19 protein-coding genes and 1 CRISPR repeat array are annotated in these 20,816 nt (G+C 39.4%); of the genes, 4 read left to right on the forward strand and 15 right to left on the reverse strand.

What is annotated here, in order from left to right:
- Nucleotides 1–152 precede the first annotated feature (152 nt).
- Complete coding sequence (locus BV375_RS27505) at nucleotides 153–1,187, forward strand: alcohol dehydrogenase catalytic domain-containing protein (RefSeq protein WP_086766397.1); 1,035 nt, start codon at nucleotides 153–155, stop codon at nucleotides 1,185–1,187.
- 118 nt (nucleotides 1,188–1,305) lie between these two features.
- On the forward strand, nucleotides 1,306–1,917 hold the full coding sequence (locus BV375_RS27510) for a hypothetical protein (RefSeq protein WP_086766655.1): 612 nt from the start codon (nucleotides 1,306–1,308) through the stop codon (nucleotides 1,915–1,917).
- A 100-nt stretch (nucleotides 1,918–2,017) separates the two neighbouring features.
- Here BV375_RS27510 and BV375_RS27515 read toward each other — a convergent pair whose 3' ends face one another.
- The 6 genes from BV375_RS27515 to BV375_RS27540 form a co-directional block, all read right to left on the reverse strand.
- Complete coding sequence (locus BV375_RS27515; RefSeq protein WP_086766399.1) at nucleotides 2,018–2,386, reverse strand: Dethiobiotin synthetase; 369 nt, start codon at nucleotides 2,384–2,386, stop codon at nucleotides 2,018–2,020.
- A gap of 165 nt (nucleotides 2,387–2,551) precedes the next feature.
- A CRISPR array of direct repeats spans nucleotides 2,552–3,684; the repeat unit is 37 nt; unit sequence GTTTCAATCCCTGATAGGGATTATTGTTAATTGCAAT.
- A gap of 255 nt (nucleotides 3,685–3,939) precedes the next feature.
- On the reverse strand, nucleotides 3,940–4,212 hold the full coding sequence (gene cas2 / locus BV375_RS27520) for a CRISPR-associated endonuclease Cas2 (protein WP_086689588.1): 273 nt from the start codon (nucleotides 4,210–4,212) through the stop codon (nucleotides 3,940–3,942).
- 9 nt (nucleotides 4,213–4,221) lie between these two features.
- Nucleotides 4,222–5,226: a type I-D CRISPR-associated endonuclease Cas1d gene (cas1d, locus tag BV375_RS27525; protein WP_086766401.1), complete on the reverse strand. Its 1,005-nt coding sequence runs from the start codon at nucleotides 5,224–5,226 to the stop codon at nucleotides 4,222–4,224.
- 302 nt (nucleotides 5,227–5,528) lie between these two features.
- Nucleotides 5,529–6,122, reverse strand: coding sequence for a CRISPR-associated protein Cas4 (cas4, locus tag BV375_RS27530; protein WP_086766403.1), 594 nt, complete (start codon nucleotides 6,120–6,122; stop codon nucleotides 5,529–5,531).
- Nucleotides 6,123–6,225: 103 nt separating this feature from the next.
- A complete protein-coding gene (cas6, locus tag BV375_RS27535; protein WP_086766405.1) occupies nucleotides 6,226–7,080 on the reverse strand; it encodes a CRISPR-associated endoribonuclease Cas6 in 855 nt (284 codons plus the stop codon).
- Nucleotides 7,070–7,690, reverse strand: a complete 621-nt coding sequence (locus BV375_RS27540; protein ID WP_086766407.1) for a 2OG-Fe(II) oxygenase — start codon at nucleotides 7,688–7,690, stop codon at nucleotides 7,070–7,072. Before BV375_RS27540 ends, cas6 begins: the two co-directional genes overlap by 11 nt.
- Nucleotides 7,691–7,836: 146 nt before the next feature.
- On the opposite strand from BV375_RS27540, the gene BV375_RS27545 reads away from it, so the two are divergent.
- A complete protein-coding gene (locus BV375_RS27545) occupies nucleotides 7,837–8,247 on the forward strand; it encodes a hypothetical protein (protein WP_086766409.1) in 411 nt (136 codons plus the stop codon).
- Here BV375_RS27545 and cas5d read toward each other — a convergent pair.
- The 7 genes from cas5d to BV375_RS27585 all read right to left on the reverse strand — a co-directional run bounded on the left by cas5d (nucleotide 8,244) and on the right by BV375_RS27585 (nucleotide 17,138).
- Entirely contained in the window at nucleotides 8,244–8,951 is a 708-nt protein-coding gene (gene cas5d, locus BV375_RS27550; protein ID WP_086766411.1) for a type I-D CRISPR-associated protein Cas5/Csc1, read from the reverse strand. The genes BV375_RS27545 and cas5d overlap by 4 nt on opposite strands.
- 5 nt (nucleotides 8,952–8,956) lie before the next feature.
- Nucleotides 8,957–9,985, reverse strand: a complete 1,029-nt coding sequence (gene cas7d, locus BV375_RS27555) for a type I-D CRISPR-associated protein Cas7/Csc2 (RefSeq protein ID WP_086766413.1) — start codon at nucleotides 9,983–9,985, stop codon at nucleotides 8,957–8,959.
- A 113-nt stretch (nucleotides 9,986–10,098) separates the two neighbouring features.
- On the reverse strand, nucleotides 10,099–13,593 hold the full coding sequence (gene cas10d, locus BV375_RS27560) for a type I-D CRISPR-associated protein Cas10d/Csc3 (protein ID WP_086766415.1): 3,495 nt from the start codon (nucleotides 13,591–13,593) through the stop codon (nucleotides 10,099–10,101).
- Between the two features lie 225 nt (nucleotides 13,594–13,818).
- Nucleotides 13,819–14,013, reverse strand: coding sequence for a hypothetical protein (locus BV375_RS27565; protein ID WP_086766417.1), 195 nt, complete (start codon nucleotides 14,011–14,013; stop codon nucleotides 13,819–13,821).
- Nucleotides 14,014–14,299: 286 nt separating this feature from the next.
- Nucleotides 14,300–16,498 (reverse strand): type I-D CRISPR-associated helicase Cas3', encoded by a 2,199-nt coding sequence (gene cas3, locus BV375_RS27575; RefSeq protein WP_086766419.1) that lies wholly within the window; start codon nucleotides 16,496–16,498, stop codon nucleotides 14,300–14,302.
- Nucleotides 16,498–16,881 carry a DUF5615 family PIN-like protein gene (locus BV375_RS27580; protein ID WP_086766420.1) on the reverse strand — a complete coding sequence of 128 codons (384 nt, stop codon included), beginning with the start codon at nucleotides 16,879–16,881 and terminating at the stop codon, nucleotides 16,498–16,500. Before BV375_RS27580 ends, cas3 begins: the two co-directional genes overlap by 1 nt.
- On the reverse strand, nucleotides 16,878–17,138 hold the full coding sequence (locus tag BV375_RS27585) for a DUF433 domain-containing protein (protein WP_086766421.1): 261 nt from the start codon (nucleotides 17,136–17,138) through the stop codon (nucleotides 16,878–16,880). The genes BV375_RS27580 and BV375_RS27585 overlap by 4 nt, the downstream gene beginning before the upstream one ends.
- A 258-nt stretch (nucleotides 17,139–17,396) precedes the next feature.
- Between BV375_RS27585 and BV375_RS27590 the strand changes: the two genes are divergently transcribed.
- Nucleotides 17,397–18,263 (forward strand): WYL domain-containing protein, encoded by an 867-nt coding sequence (locus BV375_RS27590; protein ID WP_086766422.1) that lies wholly within the window; start codon nucleotides 17,397–17,399, stop codon nucleotides 18,261–18,263.
- Nucleotides 18,264–18,498: 235 nt separating this feature from the next.
- On the opposite strand, the gene BV375_RS27595 is transcribed toward BV375_RS27590, so the two are convergent.
- Nucleotides 18,499–19,362 carry a fructosamine kinase family protein gene (locus BV375_RS27595; RefSeq protein ID WP_086766423.1) on the reverse strand — a complete coding sequence of 288 codons (864 nt, stop codon included), beginning with the start codon at nucleotides 19,360–19,362 and terminating at the stop codon, nucleotides 18,499–18,501.
- 75 nt (nucleotides 19,363–19,437) lie between these two features.
- The gene (locus BV375_RS27600; protein WP_086766424.1) at nucleotides 19,438–20,718 is read right to left on the reverse strand and encodes a pitrilysin family protein; all 1,281 of its coding nucleotides are present in this window, start codon (nucleotides 20,716–20,718) and stop codon (nucleotides 19,438–19,440) included.
- Nucleotides 20,719–20,816: the final 98 nt, after the last annotated feature.

The following is a 20,816-nucleotide window of genomic DNA, read 5'->3' on the forward strand; positions in this document are numbered from 1 at the left end:
TATCGGGGGTCTAACCTAGTATGGGTTAGACCCCTAATTCGCCAGCAGCATCCTTGAAGAAGTCGGGAATCTTGGTAAGTCGTTTTTAATTAAAAATCATGATGACTTCACCTGCTAAAATCAGGTGGAGTTATTAATTTAGGTCAAAAGCTGTGTTGGCAGCCTTACTTTATGGTCAAGAAGATTTACGCCTAGAGGAAGTCGCCGATCCGACTTGTGCTGCTGGCGAGGTGGCGATCCAAGTGGAGGCTGCTACAACTTGCGGTACAGATTTAAAAGTGTGGCGGCGTGGTGGTCATGCCAGAATGCTAAAACCACCGACTTTGTTTGGTCATGAAGCAGCTGGGCGAATTGTAGCATTAGGTAAAGGTGTCACAGGTTGGCAAGTAGGCGATCGCGTTGTCGCAAATAATTCTGCGCCGTGCATGAATTGCTTTTTTTGTCAACGGCAAGAATATTCCTTATGTCCTAATTTGACCTGGAATAATGGTACTTTTGCAAAATACCTAAAAATTCCCTCGCCAATAGTACAGCATAATTTATTGCAAATTCCCGATGAATTGCCTTTTGAATTGGCAGCGATGACCGAACCTTTAGCTTGTGTATTGCATGGAGTAGGACGTACCCAAATCAAAGCTGAAGATCGGGTAGTTGTGTTGGGAGACGGAGCGATTGGGCTGATGTTTGTTGCAGCTTTGGCAGATGATGCCAAATCTGAGGTTTGGCTGTGGGGAGGTAATGACCAAAGATTAGAAATTGGCAAAAAATTGGGTGCAGCCAAGACCTTTAACTATCATCAAATTCCGGATATTCCAGGTGTAGTGAAAGAACTCACCCAAGGATGGGGTGCAGATGTGGTGATAGAAGCAACTGGAGTGCCAAGCGTTTGGGAAACTGCGATCGCAACTGCCCGTCCTGGTGCAACTGTTAACTTATTTGGTGGCTGTCCGCGAGATACCAGTATTACCGTCAACACAGAACAGCTACACTACAGCGAACTAACTCTTAAGGGTGTGTTTCACAATACTCCAGAGTATGTCCGGGCTGCCCTATCAATGATAGCTAGTCGTAAACATCCTTTAGAACTACTGATCAGCGAACATCGCCCGTTAAAGGATTTAGCACAAGTGTTTAATGATATGAAAGCGCGTAAGGTAATTAAGGTAGCGCTGACACCTGAATCATGACAAGGAGAAGAAGGGGACACAAAGATTAGATGAAATAATTGTGATGAAAAAGGGGAAGACTATGGTTATGTCCCTGTTATTACCAATAGGGAATTTCCATGTAAATCCTGAAGATAAAATGCTAAAAAAACCTCTGCTTACTTTTTTGATTTTGCCTGTTTCTTTAATGTCTTGGCTATCGGTGGGAATGCTTGCTGATTATAAAGCTAATGCTTTACCAGGGCAAAAAACAGAAGAAGTAGATACTTGGATTAAAGCACATCCCACTCTACGTCCTAATCGTGGAGAGCGATTATTTATACAAAAGAGTGACACAGCGGCCCAAAGATTTACTTTTTTAGCATCGGTATTACCTCCTGGTAAAGTAGCATTTGCTAAAGACCGCAGCATGATTCGCAGCGAGCGCATTACTATGTATGATGCTGTTAACGGTATGTCATTTGAGCGCTTCCAGGAAGCATTACGGGTAATTTATGGGTTGGATATCTATCAAGACTTTAGTCGTGCTCAACTACTTTATAAATATCCCAACCAAAGTGCGGTTAACTCAGCCCGATTTGCCAAAACTCCGATTAGGGAAGCTTTACAAGGAGAATTGCGAGTAGGCGATCGCTATGCTTATTGGGTAGAAGTTGCCCAGCCAAAGACAGGCAAAGCTTTCACTGGTCAAATGACAGTTTTACTCAAAAGCGATTTAGACAAATTAGAAGCAGAACTGCGAAATCGTTAAATAGATAAAGGCTGAAGCAGAATAAATGATAAAACTCTTCACTATAGAGTCAGCTGAAGAGTTGGGTATTTTCTACTTTATTATTTAGACTTCAGCCTTTTTATAACCCGCCAAGCCCTCCAGAAGGCGGGGCTTGCCATGTACCAGAAAAAATACTTTCAGCTGCTAGAGAAATTCGTAGCAAATCTTCTTTAAGTAATGGCGGCCAATCAACTCCAGCCTTGCGTCCTGCGGCAAATAACTGTTGAGTCTTAATACTTAACTCAAAAAGTGCAAAAGCTAAGTCTCTATCGAGAGTGGAGGCTTCTTTGAGAGATTCAAACACCACTTTTAACGCTAACAACATCGAGGTGATTTGACCAGGAACTGGCGGTTTACCCTGCTTCATACGCATTAACAAGGAATCTGGGTTGTCCTCGGGTGACAATACTTGGTCTATAAGAATTTTGCGAGCTGTTTCGTAGTTCATTTATTCAGCTTATAGCAGATTATGTCTCAGTAGTAATACTTAGTTACAAATTATCACCCTTAATAGGGATTGTGATGAATTTTAACTCAAATACTTTGAAATCCATAATTAGAGATTTAAACGAATTTCAGTTTAAATTTTCTCTGTAAGCTAAATATCATCAACCTTCCAATCCCTATTAGAGATTTTGATTAGGTGGAATCTTAACACCTTATATTCCTTTTAGGAGCGCACTGTTTTTTCAATCCCTATTAGGGATTATTGTTAATTGCAATTTCATTCATGGGGCGATTGCTCCTCAACAAAAATGTGTTTCAATCCCTGATAGGGATTATTGTTAATTGCAATCCTTTCACATCCAATATCCCAAGTGGAGATATATGCGTTTCAATCCCTGATAGGGATTATTGTTAATTGCAATCAAACAAAGTGATTGCTCAAGGTGCAGAGATCAAAGTTTCAATCCCTGATAGGGATTATTGTTAATTGCAATAAAAGCGCAAGAACTAGCAAGGGAGTTTCCACATCAGTTTCAATCCCTGATAGGGATTATTGTTAATTGCAATCTTGATATAACTTGATTACACACATCAAGAGGGTTTATGGCTGTTTCAATCCCTGATAGGGATTATTGTTAATTGCAATGGTGCCAGAGATCGCAGATTGGTATGAAAAAAATAGTTTCAATCCCTGATAGGGATTATTGTTAATTGCAATTTGGCGGCAGTTTGTACTTTACGCGCTAGCTCATAAGCGCCTGTTTCAATCCCTGATAGGGATTATTGTTAATTGCAATTAACTACCGCTAACTTCGGAAGCGCCTTTAGTGTTTCAATCCCTGATAGGGATTATTGTTAATTGCAATAATGCGCTGCGGATTTCAATCAGCGCAAAGCCTTGTTTCAATCCCTGATAGGGATTATTGTTAATTGCAATCCAAAGCCGAAAGAGCATCAATTAAAAGCTGAGTTTCAATCCCTGATAGGGATTATTGTTAATTGCAATTATTTTAAGGCAGAAATTATACTCTTGCTAACGTCACGTTTCAATCCCTGATAGGGATTATTGTTAATTGCAATCCTTACACCACCAATACTCAGCACCGGGTTCAATTGGTTTCAATCCCTGATAGGGATTATTGTTAATTGCAATTCACTACGAAAAAGCATTACAAGAACAAGGCATGGTTTCAATCCCTGATAGGGATTATTGTTAATTGCAATCTAATTCTGCGCGTGGCACTCGTTCAACCATGCAATCAGTTTCAATCCCTGATAGGGATTATTGTTAATTGCAATCGCCCGGAGTTGAAAGCATTGATATATTTGGTTTTCAAGGTACAGTTGCGTCAACCTCTAGTCAAAGTAGCTTTTGGGGCATTGATTTGTCAAGGGTGACATTAGAGAAACAAGCTCAAAAGCTTGTGTAGAAAGGATTCGGGAGTTTGCGTCAACCTCAAAATAGGCGTAAAAGGGTTCAAAACCAGAAGAGGTAAGCTTTTGGGGCGTAAAATTTGCCTCTATTTTTCAAACACCTACTGGTTGACGCAAGACTTAGGCAAAAAACACTGTGGTGTCGATTGGCATTTCGCCGCCGATGCGCTCAATTTTTCCCTGACAGCAAGCACAGAGGAAATAAAAACGGATGCTATCTTGGTCTGGCTTGATTAATTTAGACAGACGCGATCGCAGTTTAGCATACTGAGTTTGTGTCAGATCGCATTCAAAAACCGAATACTGCATCCACTGTCCATAAGATTTGAGAACCTTGTGGATTTTCGTGCGGCGTTTGTCTTCTGGTACGTCGTAAGAAACTACTACAAACATCAGAATTAATTACTTCATTACTAAAGGTGGATATTTATCAATTTCTCCAAGCAGATATTTAGCAAGTAACCGTGCTTGAATTTCAAAGGTTTCTTGATAAGAATGTTGCTTTTGCAAGACAGGATGCTTAAATTTATCTTGCTTTTTTTCTTGATATAGTCGCAGAAATGTATGTAATCCATCTTTAGTGAGTGAAACGGCATTACTCACAGGTTCAGTAATAAAATCTTTTGGTGTTAGCATCCGGCGATTAATTGCTGTGAGAACTACAGCATCTACTATTAAAGGTCGAAATTCTTCCATTAAATCTAATGCTAAAGAAGGTCTACCATATCGCTCTGTATGCAAGTATCCTAAATAAGGATCAAAACCCACAATATTTAAAGCTCCTTGTATATCATGACGCAACAAGGAATAACCTAAACTCAAAAGGGAATTAACTGGATCGATTGGCGGGCGGCGGTTCCGGGTGGTAAAGCTAAAATCATCAACCCGAATTAGTTGATTGAAGCAGCCAAAGTATGCTGCACTGCCAGCTCCTTCTAAGCCTCTGATAGAATTAATAGAATCGGCTTTTTCCAATGATGCGATCGCATTGGTTAATTGAGTGATACCAGCATTCAATTCCAGTTCAGCATAGCGGCGTTGAGATTGTAGTAATGTCTGGCGATAATTCTTTAATTTACCTCTGACAAAACCTTGCGTAACTTGAACAGCTTGGGCTGATTCACCTGCGGCTTTCCATTGGGCATTACGAACAAAAATATTTTTACTCATTTCCGGCTCCAATCGAGCAATATATTTACCGTTATTTGTGAGAAAGGTTAGGGGAATTTTTTTATCAATCAGTTCGGCAATAGCCGCCGGGGAAATACTAGATCGTCCCATGACTACTAAACCATCAACTTTAATTAGTGGTACGTCTAAAATTATTTTTTTATCAAATTTAACGTTTAGACGTTCATCGATTTTGCTGATAAAAGAATCATCTTGTGTGACGTAAATTGTTCCCATGATTTGATTCCAAAATTAAGAACATTTTTAGGCGAATAGAATCCGCAACTACACAAACAAAATCCCTTCGGGTGACGCTCCTTCGTCGCTAACGCCAGTCGCCTGCGGAGGGAAACCCTCCCGCAGCGCTGGACTCACCGCCTACGCGGACTAATGCGGCAGGTTCAGGTATATATTTGCAATCGTAAAAATCTCAAAAATTAATTAGTGCAGCTTGGCAGTAATACCTTTCTTTCCTTCCATCATCTGTTCGGTCACCGAGCGTTCGCGTAGCGTCTCGCAGAGAAGCCGAGGTGCTGCCTTCACATCCCAGCTTCTTGATAACTTTTTAGCTTATCTATTGCTTTAGGTAAACATTGGGAATAAAGACTGCATCCTTTGCAGCGTTTGCTGTAAACTGGTGATGGCATGATTCCTGTTTCCAGTAGATTTGTGACAGCATTAATTGTGGCGATCGCACTTTGCCGCAACTCAGAATTAATCTCTACTAATTGGCGTTGATGGGAGTGGGCATAATAAATATATCCAGTATTGATAGTTCGCCCTGTCATTTCTTCTAAACACAAAGCTTGGGCGCAAACTTGCAACTCATCGTTATCCCATTCACCTTTACGTCCCCGCTTATATTCCACTGGGTAAAATTCACCAGATTCAACTTCAACTAAGTCAGATTTCCCGATTAATTGGTACTTTTCTGACTTCAGCCAAATCGCCCGAATTTGCCAAGTTTCTTCGCGCTGTCCATCGCCTGTAGTGTGGACGCGATCGTGTAAACTTGTCCCTTCGATTGTATATTGATTATCGGTAAATTCGCCTGCACAAAACATTCTCCAACAGCGATGCGAACAGTAGGCATATTGATTTAATGCCGCAATCGGAATGTATTCGGTGTTCATTGTTAATTGTTATTTGTCACTTGTCATTGGTCATTTGTTATTTGTCATGGCTTAATTCTCCCTGTCCTCCTTGCCCCCCTTCCCTTATCTCCCTCATCATGTTTCAAGAAGCATACAACCGCCGGATCATTCCCATACCCATTGTTGTTTTTCGCCCTACACCTGCATATAAAGCATAGTCAGCTAAAGCGTTAATTTGCTTAATTTGTATTGGTTCAACTTCTCCTAAAATTCGATAGTTAACTTCGCCAACAATGCCAATAAATTTGCTGCGGGAGTCGGCTAATATTTCGGTGTGAATGTTGACGAAAGAGGGAAATATTGACTCGATCGCAATTTCAGAAAATTCTATGCCGCTATATTTATTCCATCGTGAAAGCAAGGATTTAAAAACACATTCTCTGGTAGGGAGAGTAGTATCAAACTGTCCTTGGCGGAAGGCGGTAGGCGTGGCGAAGGTTAAGTTAAGAGAGCGATCGCGTAGCTTGCCGCCGTAGGCATCGCTTGCTTCTTCGTACAATTGAGCGTAGGTGCTAGCATTTGCCCAAGGTTGAATTGATTGGGGTGTACCTTGAATGCTAGTAATGTACAAGTCAGCCGGGCCAAGATGCCAAGGGTGTTGGGGATTAAGATTTAACCATAGTTGGGTAAGTCTGCCAAAAAGAGTGTCATCTAACAAAGAGATGCGCCACCAACAAGGCGTTCCGGCAGGAATTGGTTGTTGATGTTGCCATTGCAATTTAGATCCTCCCTTACCCCCCTTTTGAAGAGGGGAATTAATTTGTAGAGGTGAGAGGGTAAAAGCTTTATCTGCGTTAGCATCGTGCAAGCGATCGCCCAATGTGCTATCAACAGAACTAACAAGGGTTAAAAATAGCGCGTGCAGATGTCTGCCGGTGAGATACTGGGGTGGAATCGGTGATTGAGGAAGTAGGTTAAGAACCAGGCTATGAGGCATACTTTTTTTGCTTTTTGCTAGACTGAGTAACTCTTGACTCCACAGTAAAGGATGGTATGTCCCGGAGTTCAGTCTCACTCAAACTATACTGTTCACAAACCAGACTCAGGCGATTTCCGGGGGTTTGCACCGCGTTGACAGAATGGGTTAAATCACCTTGAAAGTAGAGTAAAGTGTTCATTTGCGGCTTAATTTGCCCAAGCTGGCGTTTGTGCGACTTGAGTACCAGTTCTCCCCCCTGCATATCGGGCGGTACGCGCACATAAAGAACGCTGACAACTAAAGGCGGTTCAATGTTTTTGCAGTAAGAACGCAAAGAGCGATCAATGTGCGGATCGACACGCGAACCTTCTTTGAGCGATAAAGGATTGAGGTAAAAAGCGTTACAGTTAGGCTGGAGAGCCAAATCCAGATAAGGCTTGAAGTAGGGAAACTTTTGTTCTACCTGCGCTATATGTGATTTTTGAAACACCACAGAAAATCCTTTTGTCCCAACAAAATCACGGTTGAGGTTGTTGACAGCAAAGTAAGAACAAGCATGAATTTCTCCCCATAAGTCGTTGAGGTAATTGCTAGGGAAGGCGTTTTGTTGTAGTTGATAGTGTTTCACTGTGAGTGTGAGGGATGAGCGATCGCTTAACTATGATATCTAAGTAATGATTAACAATTGTGGCGAAGGTTCTAACTGCTGAAATGATCAAGTTCTGTAGAACATACATAGTAAAGTGAGAACAGACTGCATAGAGAGCAAAAGTCATGAGAATTGATGATTATAGTGCAGCAAAAGCACTAACTGAAAAATTAAAAGAAAGCTTACCAATTAAAGCACGCGCTGGGAAAGAGTTTCTCAAGACATTAAAACAAAAAGGAGAAGATGCTGATCCAGACAGAGAATTTGAAATTGATTTCGTAGGTTATTCAGGAGATGAAGGCGGGATTATGTGTGGACTAAAAGAGCCAAATAATCCCGAAAGTAAAGAAAAATATGTTTCTTCTATTACTCACCTAAAAATTGACCCCAATCATCCCTTAGCTTCTGAAGTGCAAGCTTACCAACGCCAGAGAATCCGTAAATTAATATTGCAAAATGAAGCAGGTTTTGCAGCAGAGTTAATGACGATAGAACCAGCAAAAAAGAAAAAGCGTGGTAAAGGTTTTGGTAATTAACCTTTAAAGCGATATTCCATCCGCACTGGAATTTTTATATCTTGAAATCCATCAAATTGGTAGTATTGCCCGCGAATTTGTACATTTTGAATTAAGCTAACTGGAGGCATATTCACCACATCATAGCTAATCACTTGATTTGTGAACATCACATCTAAAGGATTTAAGGGATATTTGCAGGTGAATACACCTTCAGCAGTTTTAGCTTGAGGTAATTTTTCAACTGTCAACTCAGCCTTACTCATCCATTTACCCAAGCGAATCCACTTTGGTAATTTGAGTTCTCTTGGGCTTATTACAAAAAACTCAAACAAACTTTCTGGTGCAATTTCTTTGGCTCTGCCAAAACTGGGGATATTTTTTTGGGTTTTCTCCATTTCAACGTGGTAGTTATTGTTAGCATACTTCCATGTATTGAGAATAGCGGAATGGCTAATTGCACGCGCCGGAGTTACATAAATTCCCTGTTGCTTCAGTGGTGTTAGATGCTCCTCATATTTTGGTACTTGCTCAGGGCAAAAGTAGCGATAGGAATGTTCTTCTGTAACAGTAGTAGAGTAGAGTGTGCTATCAACTAATCCCAATGCATAACAGAGAGCATAATTATGAATTACTGGCTCTGTTTCGTATAATCTGCCAATTTCACGAGTTGCATAATAAAGGCTGTCGTGTAGTTCTAATTGACAACGGTAAATCTTGACCATTACTATTAACCCGCCTTAGCAGCAGTTTTCTTTTTACTGATATGCTTATTAGCGTAAGCCTTTGCTTCTGCATCAGCTTTTTGTAAAATTTCTTGAATTCCTTTCTCGCTACCTGTGAGGCTCTTCACTTCGTTTAATAGAGATTTAAATGCATCACCAATAAAATCAGTGTGAACAATAAATTCATCAGCCATTAATCCCTCAATTGCACTTTTAGCAGCAGTGATGACATCATCTTCATCCAAAGGATCGGGTGGATTTAAAGTATTGTTAGCCTTCATCTGGTCGTATATTGCTTGAGTCCACCGCAAATTACTAGTAATTTCGCCATCTGCAAACACAACACCAATTAACTCATTTCTTACTCGACCTGTACGGGTTGTTTGCGCTCCATAATGACGAGTTCGTAGAATGTTATTAAAAACATAAAGAAAACTAGCTTCAGTTGGGTCTTTGAGTGTGACTATACTAGGGAAGAAAACTTGCGGTAAGATATGATCTTGCTGGTTGATCCTAGCAGTAACTGTACCTATTTCACCATCGAGTTTGCCATCAGATTTCTTTTCTCCTTTTGCTGCCATTGTTCCATTTTCATAAGGAGCATTAAGAGTAAATGTTTCATGTGACTCATCAAATGCTGTGATAGAAAATGCTGTATCTACAACAACTTTTGATTTTTCAGAACCAGAATCACCAATAGCAAAGCCGTAAATAATACAATCAGGATTATCCATAGCAAAAGCTACGTTATATTCACATTCTTCAGCAGTCATTAAACCGTAATTCCGCAGTAATTCCCGACCAACTAAACGTTCTGGTGTTGACTGCTTACGCTTGAACATCGACAGACGGCTAATTGTGTTTCTATCTTTGACTCCAGCCCTTACTCGTGCTTTATTCAATTCACTATCTGTTTGAAATAGCGGATAAGATTCGGTAATACGAATGGTCAGAAAATGGGCATATTTACCCATCGGTTTGTAGGGAATTGCATCATGGAAGAATTTTGAGTCAGTAGTTTTTAGAAATGACATAATTTTTGTGTCCAGTTTTTAGATAAATACAAGATAGCTTGAGGATAGAAAAACAAGGATAAATTATTCTTCATGGAAAAATCAAAAGAAGAGTAGTAATCCTAAAGACGCTGTTAATCTTCATCCTCACTATCATCAGAAATCTCATCATTAGACTTATTAGCTTTTTCACGGCGTTCCTTATCATTTTCTAGACGATATAGAAATTCACAAGTATCTTTTATGAGGTTAAGTTGACGACCTGCTAAACGAGCGCGATCGGCCGCAAAAGATTTTTCAAAAACTTCTAAAACAAAGTATCGTGCAAAATCTAAAATTGCATCTCTTTCTTCATCACGATGAGCAATAACCCAACGTCCTTCTGCTGTTGAGTTACGAACTCTCTCCATTAATTTGAAAATCTTAGCTGCTACAGCATCAACTAACACTTCACCTTTGAAAACTTCTTTGTCAGCTTTGATAATAGTATCTGCTGCTTCATCAATTGGTTTCAAGATAGCATTGGATTTAATTGGTTTTCCTTTACTAGATTTGGCTCGATAAAATCGGCGATAAAGTTCCGTTAATTTCTTAGGATGATTCAAACTAGATTCTTCTCCCACAATTAATTCCTCTTTAATAGAATCAAATTTTGTATCAGGGTCAAAACAAGGATAAAAGTGATAAGCATAAAGTTTGACTTTATTAATGCTTGGGGCATCTATTTTTTGCTTACGTACCCACTCATTCAAATAAGCGAATATATAAAGTGGACTTGTCTCAAAATCTTTTGCAAGCTCACTAAACTTACCCCAGTTAGGGTCATAGCCAGTTTTACTTTGTTTAGAATGAACATCTAAATGAATAGCATAAGCTGCTGTTAAGAGATTTAATGGTGATGGATATTGCTTATTTGTTTCTTTGTGCTTCCAACCTTCTAAGATATAATCAAGGCGAAAACGCTGCTCTTTTAATAAAACTCTAAATGCTTGCGGGGCACTATCAAGAAATACGCTTTCTTCAAATTCTGCCCCATCTGTAAATGGTGGAATTGGTGATTCTGAAACTACTGTTTTTACGTCCAGAATCATCGGAAATGCAAACGATAACCAAGCTGGCATGATCCAAGACTCTGTATCTGTAGGTTTTTTATCTTTGCCTCTAACTTCTGGAGGTAAAGCCATGAAGTAAAATGTTAGAGGTTGTTTGTTGGAGTAAGAAAGTTTGAATGTACGATCATTTCTTTTGCCTGAGCTTTCATCTATATAGAATAAATCAGCATTTTGATAGCGTTCCAGTCCAAAGTTAGCTTTCAAATCTTTACTAATAAAATGATTACGAACTCCAGTATCAAAGCGAGTTTGTTTAATATTGTCATAAGCTTTATGTAAAAAGGCGTTTGTTTCAGGAGTGCAGTAATAGGTTGGATAAAAGTATAGATATCTATATTTAGCATCCTCAAACCTACCTCCATTTGCTTGGGTTTGACTCATTAAAATCTGTCGCAACATGATTTCAATACCAGCGATACTAGAAATATTACGTTTAGCGTTAGAACCTCCTAACATTTGTTTATTAGTATAAACTTGAGGAGCAAATAAAACTGCTGATTCCATCTGTTCTGTGACTGTATATGAAGAGTGAGAGATAGAACAGATTAATTGCCTTCCTCTACCATTTTTCTTAGCTGCTTTATAAGATTCAAACTCCTCTAAAAATTTGTAAGGTAGTAAGCAATTTTCCCCTGTCTCCGGTAGCATGATAACCTTTGTCACCCAAACTCGTAAATCATCCCAACCATCAGGTAATACATACTGAGTAGCAATAGGTTCAATAAGTTGAGAAATATGGGCGATTACTTCCTCACACACTGGACGAACATCCTCAATACCTGGGTGTTTTTGTAGGTATTTTGCAGCTAAAAAATACCATTCATAGGGAACACCTCCTGTATTACCTTTGAGTTTGTGTTCCTTTAAAGTTTCATTAATTCGTTGAATTTCCCTAATTACAGGTATATATTCAGATAGATTCCAAAATTCAGCAACCTTACAAATTAAATCTTCTGCGACCAAAGCTATTGCTGGTATTTCTGGTAAGGCTTTATTTTTTTTACGCTCATTTTGACGTTGTTTACGTGCATCCTCAATCTTTTTAACTTTTTCTCCCCAAATCTTTCGACTCACTAAATCACCAAATTCAGCAATTTGATCTATGCGAATATCGTCATTAAATTGAAAATTATAACCAAGTGATAAAATATTTTGTTTTTGAAATTTTATTAAGTTATCACTCCGGTCTTTAGAAACTGGTTTTTTACCGTCTTTCAATATTCGTTTGGTTGCTTTTAAGGCAACTTGCATTAATTCTGGAGTATCAAAAAATAAACTGTAGTAATCGGCATATTTCATGCCTTTACCATCACGACTAAATCCTGTTTGTCTGGCTTTAAGTTCACCTGCACAAAGTGATTTAATATTTTCAACAACTCTTTCTGGTATACTTTCAAGTTTTACAGGTGGAGCTTTGCGGTGTGTTAGGTAAATTACTCCTGTAGGTAGGTATAGTAATGGTTCGTAATGTGTATTTCCCTCCGTGTTAAAATCTTTATGTGCATCAATTAGTGCATTATTTACGACATTAGTTAACACACCACGATTTTCTGCAATACTGTGATAGCTTAGTTTTAATTGTCTATTACTAAGTTGACCTACAATATTGTTGATACCTGATTTTAAAGCATCTTTTGGATGTTTAATAATAGATGCCAATCGATCAGCAAGACAAGCTAATGCAGCAAGGCATACTAACTTATCACCTTTTAGTTTCGGTTTTAATTCGCTATGTTCTGAAAAATTCCAGTTTGTATCCCATCTTCTTTGCGTATTATAAGCAGTACAAAGTATATCATCAAGATACTCTCGATATTTCTGATTATCTTGTGGATTAATTAAATAGTCTAGTTTCAAATAACGAATAATTACATCAATAATTTCTCGATGCTCTAATATGGATAAATCACGAATTTTTTGTTTTTTATCTTTTTGAATATTTTTATATTTTTGTGGCATTTCTGGAAATCTATCATAATCAAACTTCTCAAAATCATGTAGAATAAAAGATGCAATTAATAAACGTCTTTCTGTCTCACGAATTACCCGTTTAACTGTGGTATCTAACTTTTCTAGACGTTGTTCAATTAAATTTGCAGGAAATAAGCCATTAAGTAAGTGAGTATTGAGAGATTGATCGCCTGCATTACGTCTGTCTAGTGTTTCTCCTAATGCTTCTAGCTCCTGTTCTTTATTCTCAATCCATTTACCGCCTTTAGCAGTCACACCAATAGCTACTCGCAGCAAATTTGGTAAAACGTGGTTGGCAAAATCTGCCATAATTTCATCAGGATTTTGAGTTAAAATAGCCTCTTTTAAGAGCTTGAGTGTCAGTAATTCTTGCTCAATAGAAACATCACGCTTAGAAGTGCCAAAGCCAAAACCTAAATCTTCATCTTCATCCTCATTTTCATCTTCTAAAAAATCTTCATTTAATTGGTCTTGTAAATCCGTTTCTTCTTCATAACTGAATAATTCCAGTTGTTCTGCTTTTGCATTTTCACGTTTTTTAGCCATTTGCAACTTCCAATTAAATTAATTTAAATTGCTTAAATTGAGCAAGAAAAGGGAAGCTTTGACAGAATTTATCGCTTCTATAAATAGCGGTGGTTTTGACAAGCGACTTAACCAGCCATTACCGGGGGTTGAGACTACCTATGTCTGCACTTAACGCCGCAAGCTACTGATAAGCTTCCCTAGAAGGTGACTCTGTGTTACCACAGAGCCATATCATTTTAAAAATTACGCACTCTTTACCATTGTCAGCATCTGGTAAACACAGACGTTGTGTGCGATGGGAATAGTTTTAATATCCTCTCCATCTTCACGTAGTGAGTGAATAACTGCACTAAACCGATGTGTTATTCGTACTAGTTCTTCCACTGTGTGAGGTTGTCCGTCTGCTAAAAGTTGGCGTATGCGTTCTTTTTTGCTCATTTGCTCCTCCTAATAAAGTGTTGGACAAACGCTATCACCTGTCTCAGTAGCAGATCAAGGGGTCGCTCATGATTAAATAAGTTCATACTTATTTAACAGTTAAATATGTCAAAACTTAATGGCTTGGTGTTGTGATGTGGTACTTTTATATGGGGACGGAGTAAGACTTGCATCAACTGCAAGCTTTTATAACCCCTATCAGGGATTGAAACAAATACGTCTGAACTTACTGGCGTAAGCTTCTCTTCCGTCCCATCAGTCACAATCCCTACCAGGGATGTAACTTTCAGCAAATCCATGCTTCACCCCCTGAACTCTTGCGACGACAGGCTAGAGTATCTAAGAGTAAAGCTGACTGACCAAAAGCGACAGAGTAGGCTGCTGCATCATCTCTACCAGCCTCATCAATAGGATAAATTTGAAAGTGCATTGGTAGCTGTAGACATTTTTTTGCTTCGTCCACTTGCATCTGAATAACGTAGCTAACCAGACCTCTTTCCTTTAAACGCTTGTTGATTGCATAAATCCAGCGAGTAGCAGGTTCTTGCATAACTTGAACCCCTAACAAAACTTGTACTTTTGCAGAATCTGTGATCGCTCCCAAGTCTCCTGAATACGTAAACCGCCAATTTAATCTTTCTTCTCTGTAATCCTTTAACTCCATAAAAGCCAGACAGTGTTCAAATCTTCCTTTGGGAATTGGTTGATTTATGCGTTCTGCTGTTTCCCACAACCGTCGCATAAACTCTGCTTCAGTGATTGGCTCAATTTCTAAATTGCTTAAAATTCCAGGTAATTCATAAGTCTTAAACCTGTCTGCAATATTTTTTTCTGTCAAATCATACAACCCACACTGCAATCCACTAGAACCCCGAAAGCTAGAAGCATCTTCAGCAATGGGATTTCCTGTTTTATTACCAGAAAGCTCTTGCCATTCTTGCTTCCATTTTTTAATGCAACCTCTTACTTTACCTAAATTAGTTCTAAATACTTGTTGACAATCTTTTATAAAGGCTTCCCGACTAGCTGCATATTCTGACCTAATTGTTTTATGATTCAATCCTTGACTACCACTAAGCAGGACTGATTGCACACCTGCCCATCGTCGGTAATAGGCTCGAAAATCATTTATCTGACGATATTTATCTCGGATTTGGTTGTGGAAATACGGACGGTCATAAATACTATTAGGTTCTAATGGTGGCTGAGCTCCCTTAAATAGCTTTTCTACTAAAAATTTAGGTGTTAATGCATAAGCCGTAAAGTTATCAAAGAGAATCTTATTTCCATCTTCTTTTTCATAACTGTCATGTCTTCCTAATCTACCTAATCGTTGAATAAAGCTTCCTGCATCTGCTGATTCAAATAGAAGAAAATTAATTTTAAAATCAACGCCTACATCAATCGTGCTTGTTCCTAACACTAAATCAGCCATTAGAGATTTATCTTTATCGGTTTTACCTGTTAAACTGGTATTTTCTTCAACTTCTAAAGGATGTAAAAATTCTCTAAATAATTTGGTTAACCGTTTAACTGCTGCAATTGAGTTAAGAATAATTGCTCCTTTGCTATTAGGATGGCGTTGAAAATACTCTAAAATTGTATAGCGGTTATCCCAAAGCCAAGTTTCAGAAGCTTTATAAGTAGGTTCCAATTCAATAAATGTCAAATCAATTTGTCTTGATACCTGTCGCCATCCATCTTCCTGTAATTTTTGGCTTTGCTCTAAAGTATCTGGAAACTGATATTTATTTTTTTGAACAGGATCTATCACTACAGGTGGTTTAAATCCCGCCTTTTGTAAAAGTTCAACAAGTTGTTCATCTGGTGTAGCCGAAAGGAACAAAAACTTTTTACGCCGATTGGTATGGCGAATCAGTAACATTGTATTAATAACACTGGCAATCTGTGGAGCAGCAAAAACATGAAACTCATCAAAGATAAATAAGTCAAATTTAGTATCAAGAGGACTCCATAACTTATTAGGGCTATCTTTAGGAGTTAAGTACGCGTGCTGATGCAGATAGTGAAAAATATCAGGATTAGTTTGAATAATCTCCGATTCTTGAATGCGAGTTGCGATCGCTTCCCATTTTTTAATTCCTTCACTTTCAGCATAAATTTCTAATTCTGCTCCACTTAGCCTAGCAATACGTGGATCATTATTCGGCTTGAATTGCTCTATATATCTTTTAACTTGAGCTTCCTGATCGCGCGCAAGTTCATTAGTTGGATACAGTGCAATAGCATAACAAAATCCTTCTGGGGTTTCTCCTTGCAGTGATTGTAAGTAAGCAACTAGAGTTTTACCATCACCCGTCATTGCTACGTCAATCACTACATCAATATCTGGGTTTTGTAAAGCTTTTAATGTTTCGGCTTGATGCCATACAAGTGATAAACCATCGGGTAAATTAACTCCCTCAGGTGTGGCGACGGTTTGGGAATAAACAGGTTTGAGAGTAATATTATATGCTTGGTTCATTAATCTTTTTTTTCCACTTCAATATCCTGATATTCCTGAATACTTCCTTGTTGAATTATCCATAATTTACCAGTCACATCTGCTGCTTCCAGCCCAGCGATTAAAGTTTCTGTAACTGTACGGTAATCTTCAAAACTAGGACGGGGTGGTAAACGAATAACTATAATTCCTGTATAGTTAGAAGGTTTATATTTGAGACGATTTCCAAATCCTCTATCTATCGTTACTAAACATCTATTCTCACGGCGACAAATATCAATTAATTCTGCATCAGAACTGGAAATTAAACTTTGTTCTCTGACTGTTGTCACGTCATGTCCTGCCAACCGTAATAAAGTAGCTACTCGCAAACTACCCAGATTTTCATCAAGTTTAATATTCACTTTTTTGTTTCCTTTTGCACTCCAATAGGAATTTCTACATAGTTATCTCTTGTCATTTCTGCACCGTATGCAATACAGGCTAGGATATCTTCTCGTTCCAAACCTGGATATTCTGCCAAAATTGTCTCAATTGTTTCTCCACCAGCTAGCAGGTCGAGAATTAATGCAACCCATATACGATGACCTTTAATACAAGGTTTACCGAAACAAATATTGGGGTCAATGGAAATTCGGGAAAGTAAATCGTTCTTAGTCATTGAAGCTTCTCCAAATTTGTCCTAATTATTCTCAATAAATCCTTTTTTCTTAATTTTAGGACTTACGCAAGATGTGACCGAAAACCCTATTCTTGCGTAGAGTCCATAAATTACTGCCACTTTCGTTGTATTGTGCCTAAGTCTTAAATTCTTACAGACATGCACTTAAAAAGTGTCCGTAAAAGGTTGTTGAAATCTATATTGACATTCAATATTAGAGATTGGCAAGAAGTGTATATAAGAAAGTGTCCGTGTAAAATGAGCCGAAAAGGTCAGTCGATAACTCTCTCACTCAAAGAATGCGACAAAGCCGAATTAGAAGCGATCGCCTTAGAATTCGGTATGATGTGGGGCGATCGCCCGAATATATCCAAGTTGATAGAAGCGATCGCCCAACGTAAGTTACTCATCGGTAACAATAACAATTGGAAAGAATCACGTATCCGCGCATTACATCGCTGTATTGCGGCTTTGACAGATATTGGACAAATTGAACAAGCTCAAATCATTGCAAACTTACTTCTAGAACGCAGCGAATTATCAATCCCACTGCGAACTGAAATCGAAGGTTTTCTCAAAAATCTGCCCCCAGCTTGGCGCTTACAAATAGATAACTACATCCTGCGAAACCAACCATTTCAGCTTTCTTATCAAGATGCAGCAGGGCGCTTACTCAATTTCACAGTTCGTCACGCCAAAGTTACTCCGCACGAAAAGCGCCAATATCTTGATTGCTGGTGTGAAGAAACTGAAGCAAACTTTGATATACCCGAACTAGTTCACAACTGGAGTTTACGATTAGACCGGATTACCGATGCGGCTGTGACTCCAATTTCTGGTGAATGGCATACTAATTGGGATGAAATAACAGTAGAAATGCACTTATTTGCAGGTTTAGCTTTTGCCTATCAAGCCAAACCTGAAGACGATATCAACGAATGGCTACCAGATCAACCGCGAGTTAAGCGAGTTATCAGGCGAGTATCTAATACCTTTTGGTTTAACCGCGAAGTTATGCAGTATGCGCCAGATTGTGTAGTGATTTTACCTGAGAGTGTACGCGCTCGCCTCAAACAAAAACTTCGCACCCTATGTCAGTTGTACGATATCGAAACCAACGACTAAATTAACTTTACGAGTTGCAAATCAACTTTTGCGACTCGTAAATTAAGTTTCTGACTCAGATTTTAAGTTTCTGAATCGCAAATTAAGTTTTTGAATCGTGCATTAACTTCACGGCTTGTAAATCAAGTTATATAGCCGTGCAGCACAGCAAAACTTTAACAAAACCCTAATTTTGCCTGAATTCAGAAAAATTTTGGAAGTAAAAGGTTTGGCATATTGCCAAACCTCTCATTAATCATCGCAAAATTTGGTCAATCATCCGGTTCGCCTGGGAAGCATAACCACCGCCAAATAAATTGAAGTGATTGAGAATGTGATACAGGTTGTAGAGCGTTTTTCTCTGCTCATAACCTGCATCCAACGGAAAGATTTCGTTATAACCTTGATAAAATGCGGCTGGGAAACCACCAAATAATTCTGTCATGGCGATATCAACTTCGCGATCGCCAAAATAAGTTGCAGGATCGAAAATCACTGGTTCTCCTGAAACCGTACACCCAGCATTCCCTCCCCATAAATCGCCGTGTACTAAGGAAGGTTCCACCTGATGATCTGTCAATAATTCCGGGATAGCAGCTAGTAACTTCTCTTGCTTGGGAAAATTACCCCCCCGCCGCCTAGCTAACTGAAATTGATAACCCAAGCGATGTTTAGCATAAAATTCTGCCCAGTCTGCTGTCCAAGTGTTGATTTGGGGTGTGGAACCAATAGTATTGTTAATTTTCCAACCAAAACCTTGACTGCTAGTCGCTTTATGCATCGCCGCTAGCTTCCGCCCCATCTCTAACCAAGATTTGGTGTTACCCCCTCCCATTTCCACCCATTCCAGCACGATGTAGCCAGAATTACCCGCCGTACCCCAGCACAAGGGTTGAGGAACACGAATACTAGCTGTGATGAGCATTTCCTCCAACCCCATCCCCTCAGCCTCAAACATGGCGACTTGAGATGCTTGATTGAGCTTGACAAAGTAAGTGCGTTGAGAATCAGAGACAGCATAGCCTTGGTTAATGCACCCACCACTCACAGACCGCTTTTGCTGACTCTGAAATTTTTCGCCAGTCACTTGGCTAATATGAGCATCAATTTCTGTCCACATCGTGTTTGTCATTTGTCATTTGTTGCTTTTGCCCCCCTTCCCTTGTCCTCCTTCCCATACCCAATGCCCAATGCCCTATGCTGGCTTGAGGACAACTACACCATAAGCATCGGGAGAAAGATATTGTTGTGCGGCCTGCATCAAGTCGGTTGCTTCTTGAGCTTGAATATTTGCAGGGTAGTTAAAGGCTGGTTCTAAATCTCCTAGCATTGACTGATAGTAACCATACAAGCCAGCGCGATCGCTTGGTGTTTCATTAGCAAAAATAAATCTGTTGGCTACTCGCCGCCGCACCCGCGCAATTTCCGATTCTTTTACTAATTCTGTTTGTAACATGCGCATGTGTTGAGCGATCGCCTCTTCTACCGCCTGTAAGTTTTCTACTGCACACTTAGCCGAAATAAAAAACGTCCCTTGCAGCTGATTACTCATATTACTTACAGAAATCGAAGATACCAGTCTCCGTTCTTCCCGCAAATCCTGCACTAGCCTTGATGTCCGTCCGTGTCCTAAAATTCCTGCTAAAACATCCAATGCATAAGTTTGCTCAATAGGGAACAACCCTGGAACCCGCCACACCATTACTAGCCGTGCTTGCTGGAGAGCTTCATCAATGAATTCTTGACGGACAATTTCTTCAAACGCCGGTTCTGGATTAAGTCCTGAGTCTATCCAGATTTCAGAGTCTTTGGTTTTAGTAGTTTGAGTAATTCCTTGGGCAACAATTTCAATTAATTCTTCTGTAGGCAAATTACCTACAGCCACAGCCGTAATTGATTGAGGTTGATAAAAAACCTTGTGGAAATTTCGCATCTGCTGGGCTTGGAGTTGGGAAATCACTGATTCTGGCCCCAATACCGGACGGCGATAGGGTAACCGCTCAAATGCCATCTCCATCGCCCGCCGAAAAGTCCGACGTTGGGGATTATCTTCTGAACGCTTAATTTCTTCCAGAACTACCAAGCGTTCCCGCTCAAAAGCATCATCCTCAATACTGGGATTAAATACTACATCTATTTGTAGTGGGGCGAGGTCGGCGAAATCCTTGGGAGCAGTAGTTATATAGTAGTGAGTATAATCTTGGCTAGTAGCCGCATTAGTAACGGCTCCCCGCTCTTCAATTCGACGTTCAAATTCACCGCTAGCTAGGCGTTCTGTTCCCTTAAAAATCATATGCTCTAAAAAGTGAGCCATGCCGTTAATGGTATCCGATTCTACCGCCGAGCCAACCTTAATCCACAAACTCAGGTTAACAGCATCAATCGGCATTTGCTCTACTACTACTGTCAAACCGTTGGGTAACTGGTGCAGCTTTGGAGCATTAAGACGAGGAAATTTTACCAGGGTTGAGGTCATTGGTAGTTGTGAGTGGTGAGGTGAAAAGCTTGCTTACTCCTTTATCTTATCTACCACTGAAAACAAGTAACGTGAATACTTCAATGCTGAGACTTTGC

Source organism: Nostoc sp. 106C (assembly GCF_002154725.1).
Taxonomy (GTDB): domain Bacteria; phylum Cyanobacteriota; class Cyanobacteriia; order Cyanobacteriales; family Nostocaceae; genus Aulosira.

What these genes read in the sequence shown, in the direction of transcription:
- BV375_RS27510 (WP_086766655.1), top strand. Translation starts at nt 1,306, where the DNA reads ATGCTAAAAAAACCTCTGCTTACTTTTTTGATTTTGCCTGTTTCTTTA.
- BV375_RS27515 (WP_086766399.1), bottom strand. Translation starts at nt 2,386, where the DNA reads ATGAACTACGAAACAGCTCGCAAAATTCTTATAGACCAAGTATTGTCA.
- cas2 (WP_086689588.1), bottom strand. Translation starts at nt 4,212, where the DNA reads ATGTTTGTAGTAGTTTCTTACGACGTACCAGAAGACAAACGCCGCACG.
- cas1d (WP_086766401.1), bottom strand. Translation starts at nt 5,226, where the DNA reads ATGGGAACAATTTACGTCACACAAGATGATTCTTTTATCAGCAAAATC.
- cas4 (WP_086766403.1), bottom strand. Translation starts at nt 6,122, where the DNA reads ATGAACACCGAATACATTCCGATTGCGGCATTAAATCAATATGCCTAC.
- cas6 (WP_086766405.1), bottom strand. Translation starts at nt 7,080, where the DNA reads ATGCCTCATAGCCTGGTTCTTAACCTACTTCCTCAATCACCGATTCCA.
- BV375_RS27545 (WP_086766409.1), top strand. Translation starts at nt 7,837, where the DNA reads ATGAGAATTGATGATTATAGTGCAGCAAAAGCACTAACTGAAAAATTA.
- cas5d (WP_086766411.1), bottom strand. Translation starts at nt 8,951, where the DNA reads ATGGTCAAGATTTACCGTTGTCAATTAGAACTACACGACAGCCTTTAT.
- cas7d (WP_086766413.1), bottom strand. Translation starts at nt 9,985, where the DNA reads ATGTCATTTCTAAAAACTACTGACTCAAAATTCTTCCATGATGCAATT.
- cas10d (WP_086766415.1), bottom strand. Translation starts at nt 13,593, where the DNA reads ATGGCTAAAAAACGTGAAAATGCAAAAGCAGAACAACTGGAATTATTC.
- BV375_RS27565 (WP_086766417.1), bottom strand. Translation starts at nt 14,013, where the DNA reads ATGAGCAAAAAAGAACGCATACGCCAACTTTTAGCAGACGGACAACCT.
- cas3 (WP_086766419.1), bottom strand. Translation starts at nt 16,498, where the DNA reads ATGAACCAAGCATATAATATTACTCTCAAACCTGTTTATTCCCAAACC.
- BV375_RS27585 (WP_086766421.1), bottom strand. Translation starts at nt 17,138, where the DNA reads ATGACTAAGAACGATTTACTTTCCCGAATTTCCATTGACCCCAATATT.
- BV375_RS27590 (WP_086766422.1), top strand. Translation starts at nt 17,397, where the DNA reads ATGAGCCGAAAAGGTCAGTCGATAACTCTCTCACTCAAAGAATGCGAC.
- BV375_RS27595 (WP_086766423.1), bottom strand. Translation starts at nt 19,362, where the DNA reads ATGTGGACAGAAATTGATGCTCATATTAGCCAAGTGACTGGCGAAAAA.
- BV375_RS27600 (WP_086766424.1), bottom strand. Translation starts at nt 20,718, where the DNA reads ATGACCTCAACCCTGGTAAAATTTCCTCGTCTTAATGCTCCAAAGCTG.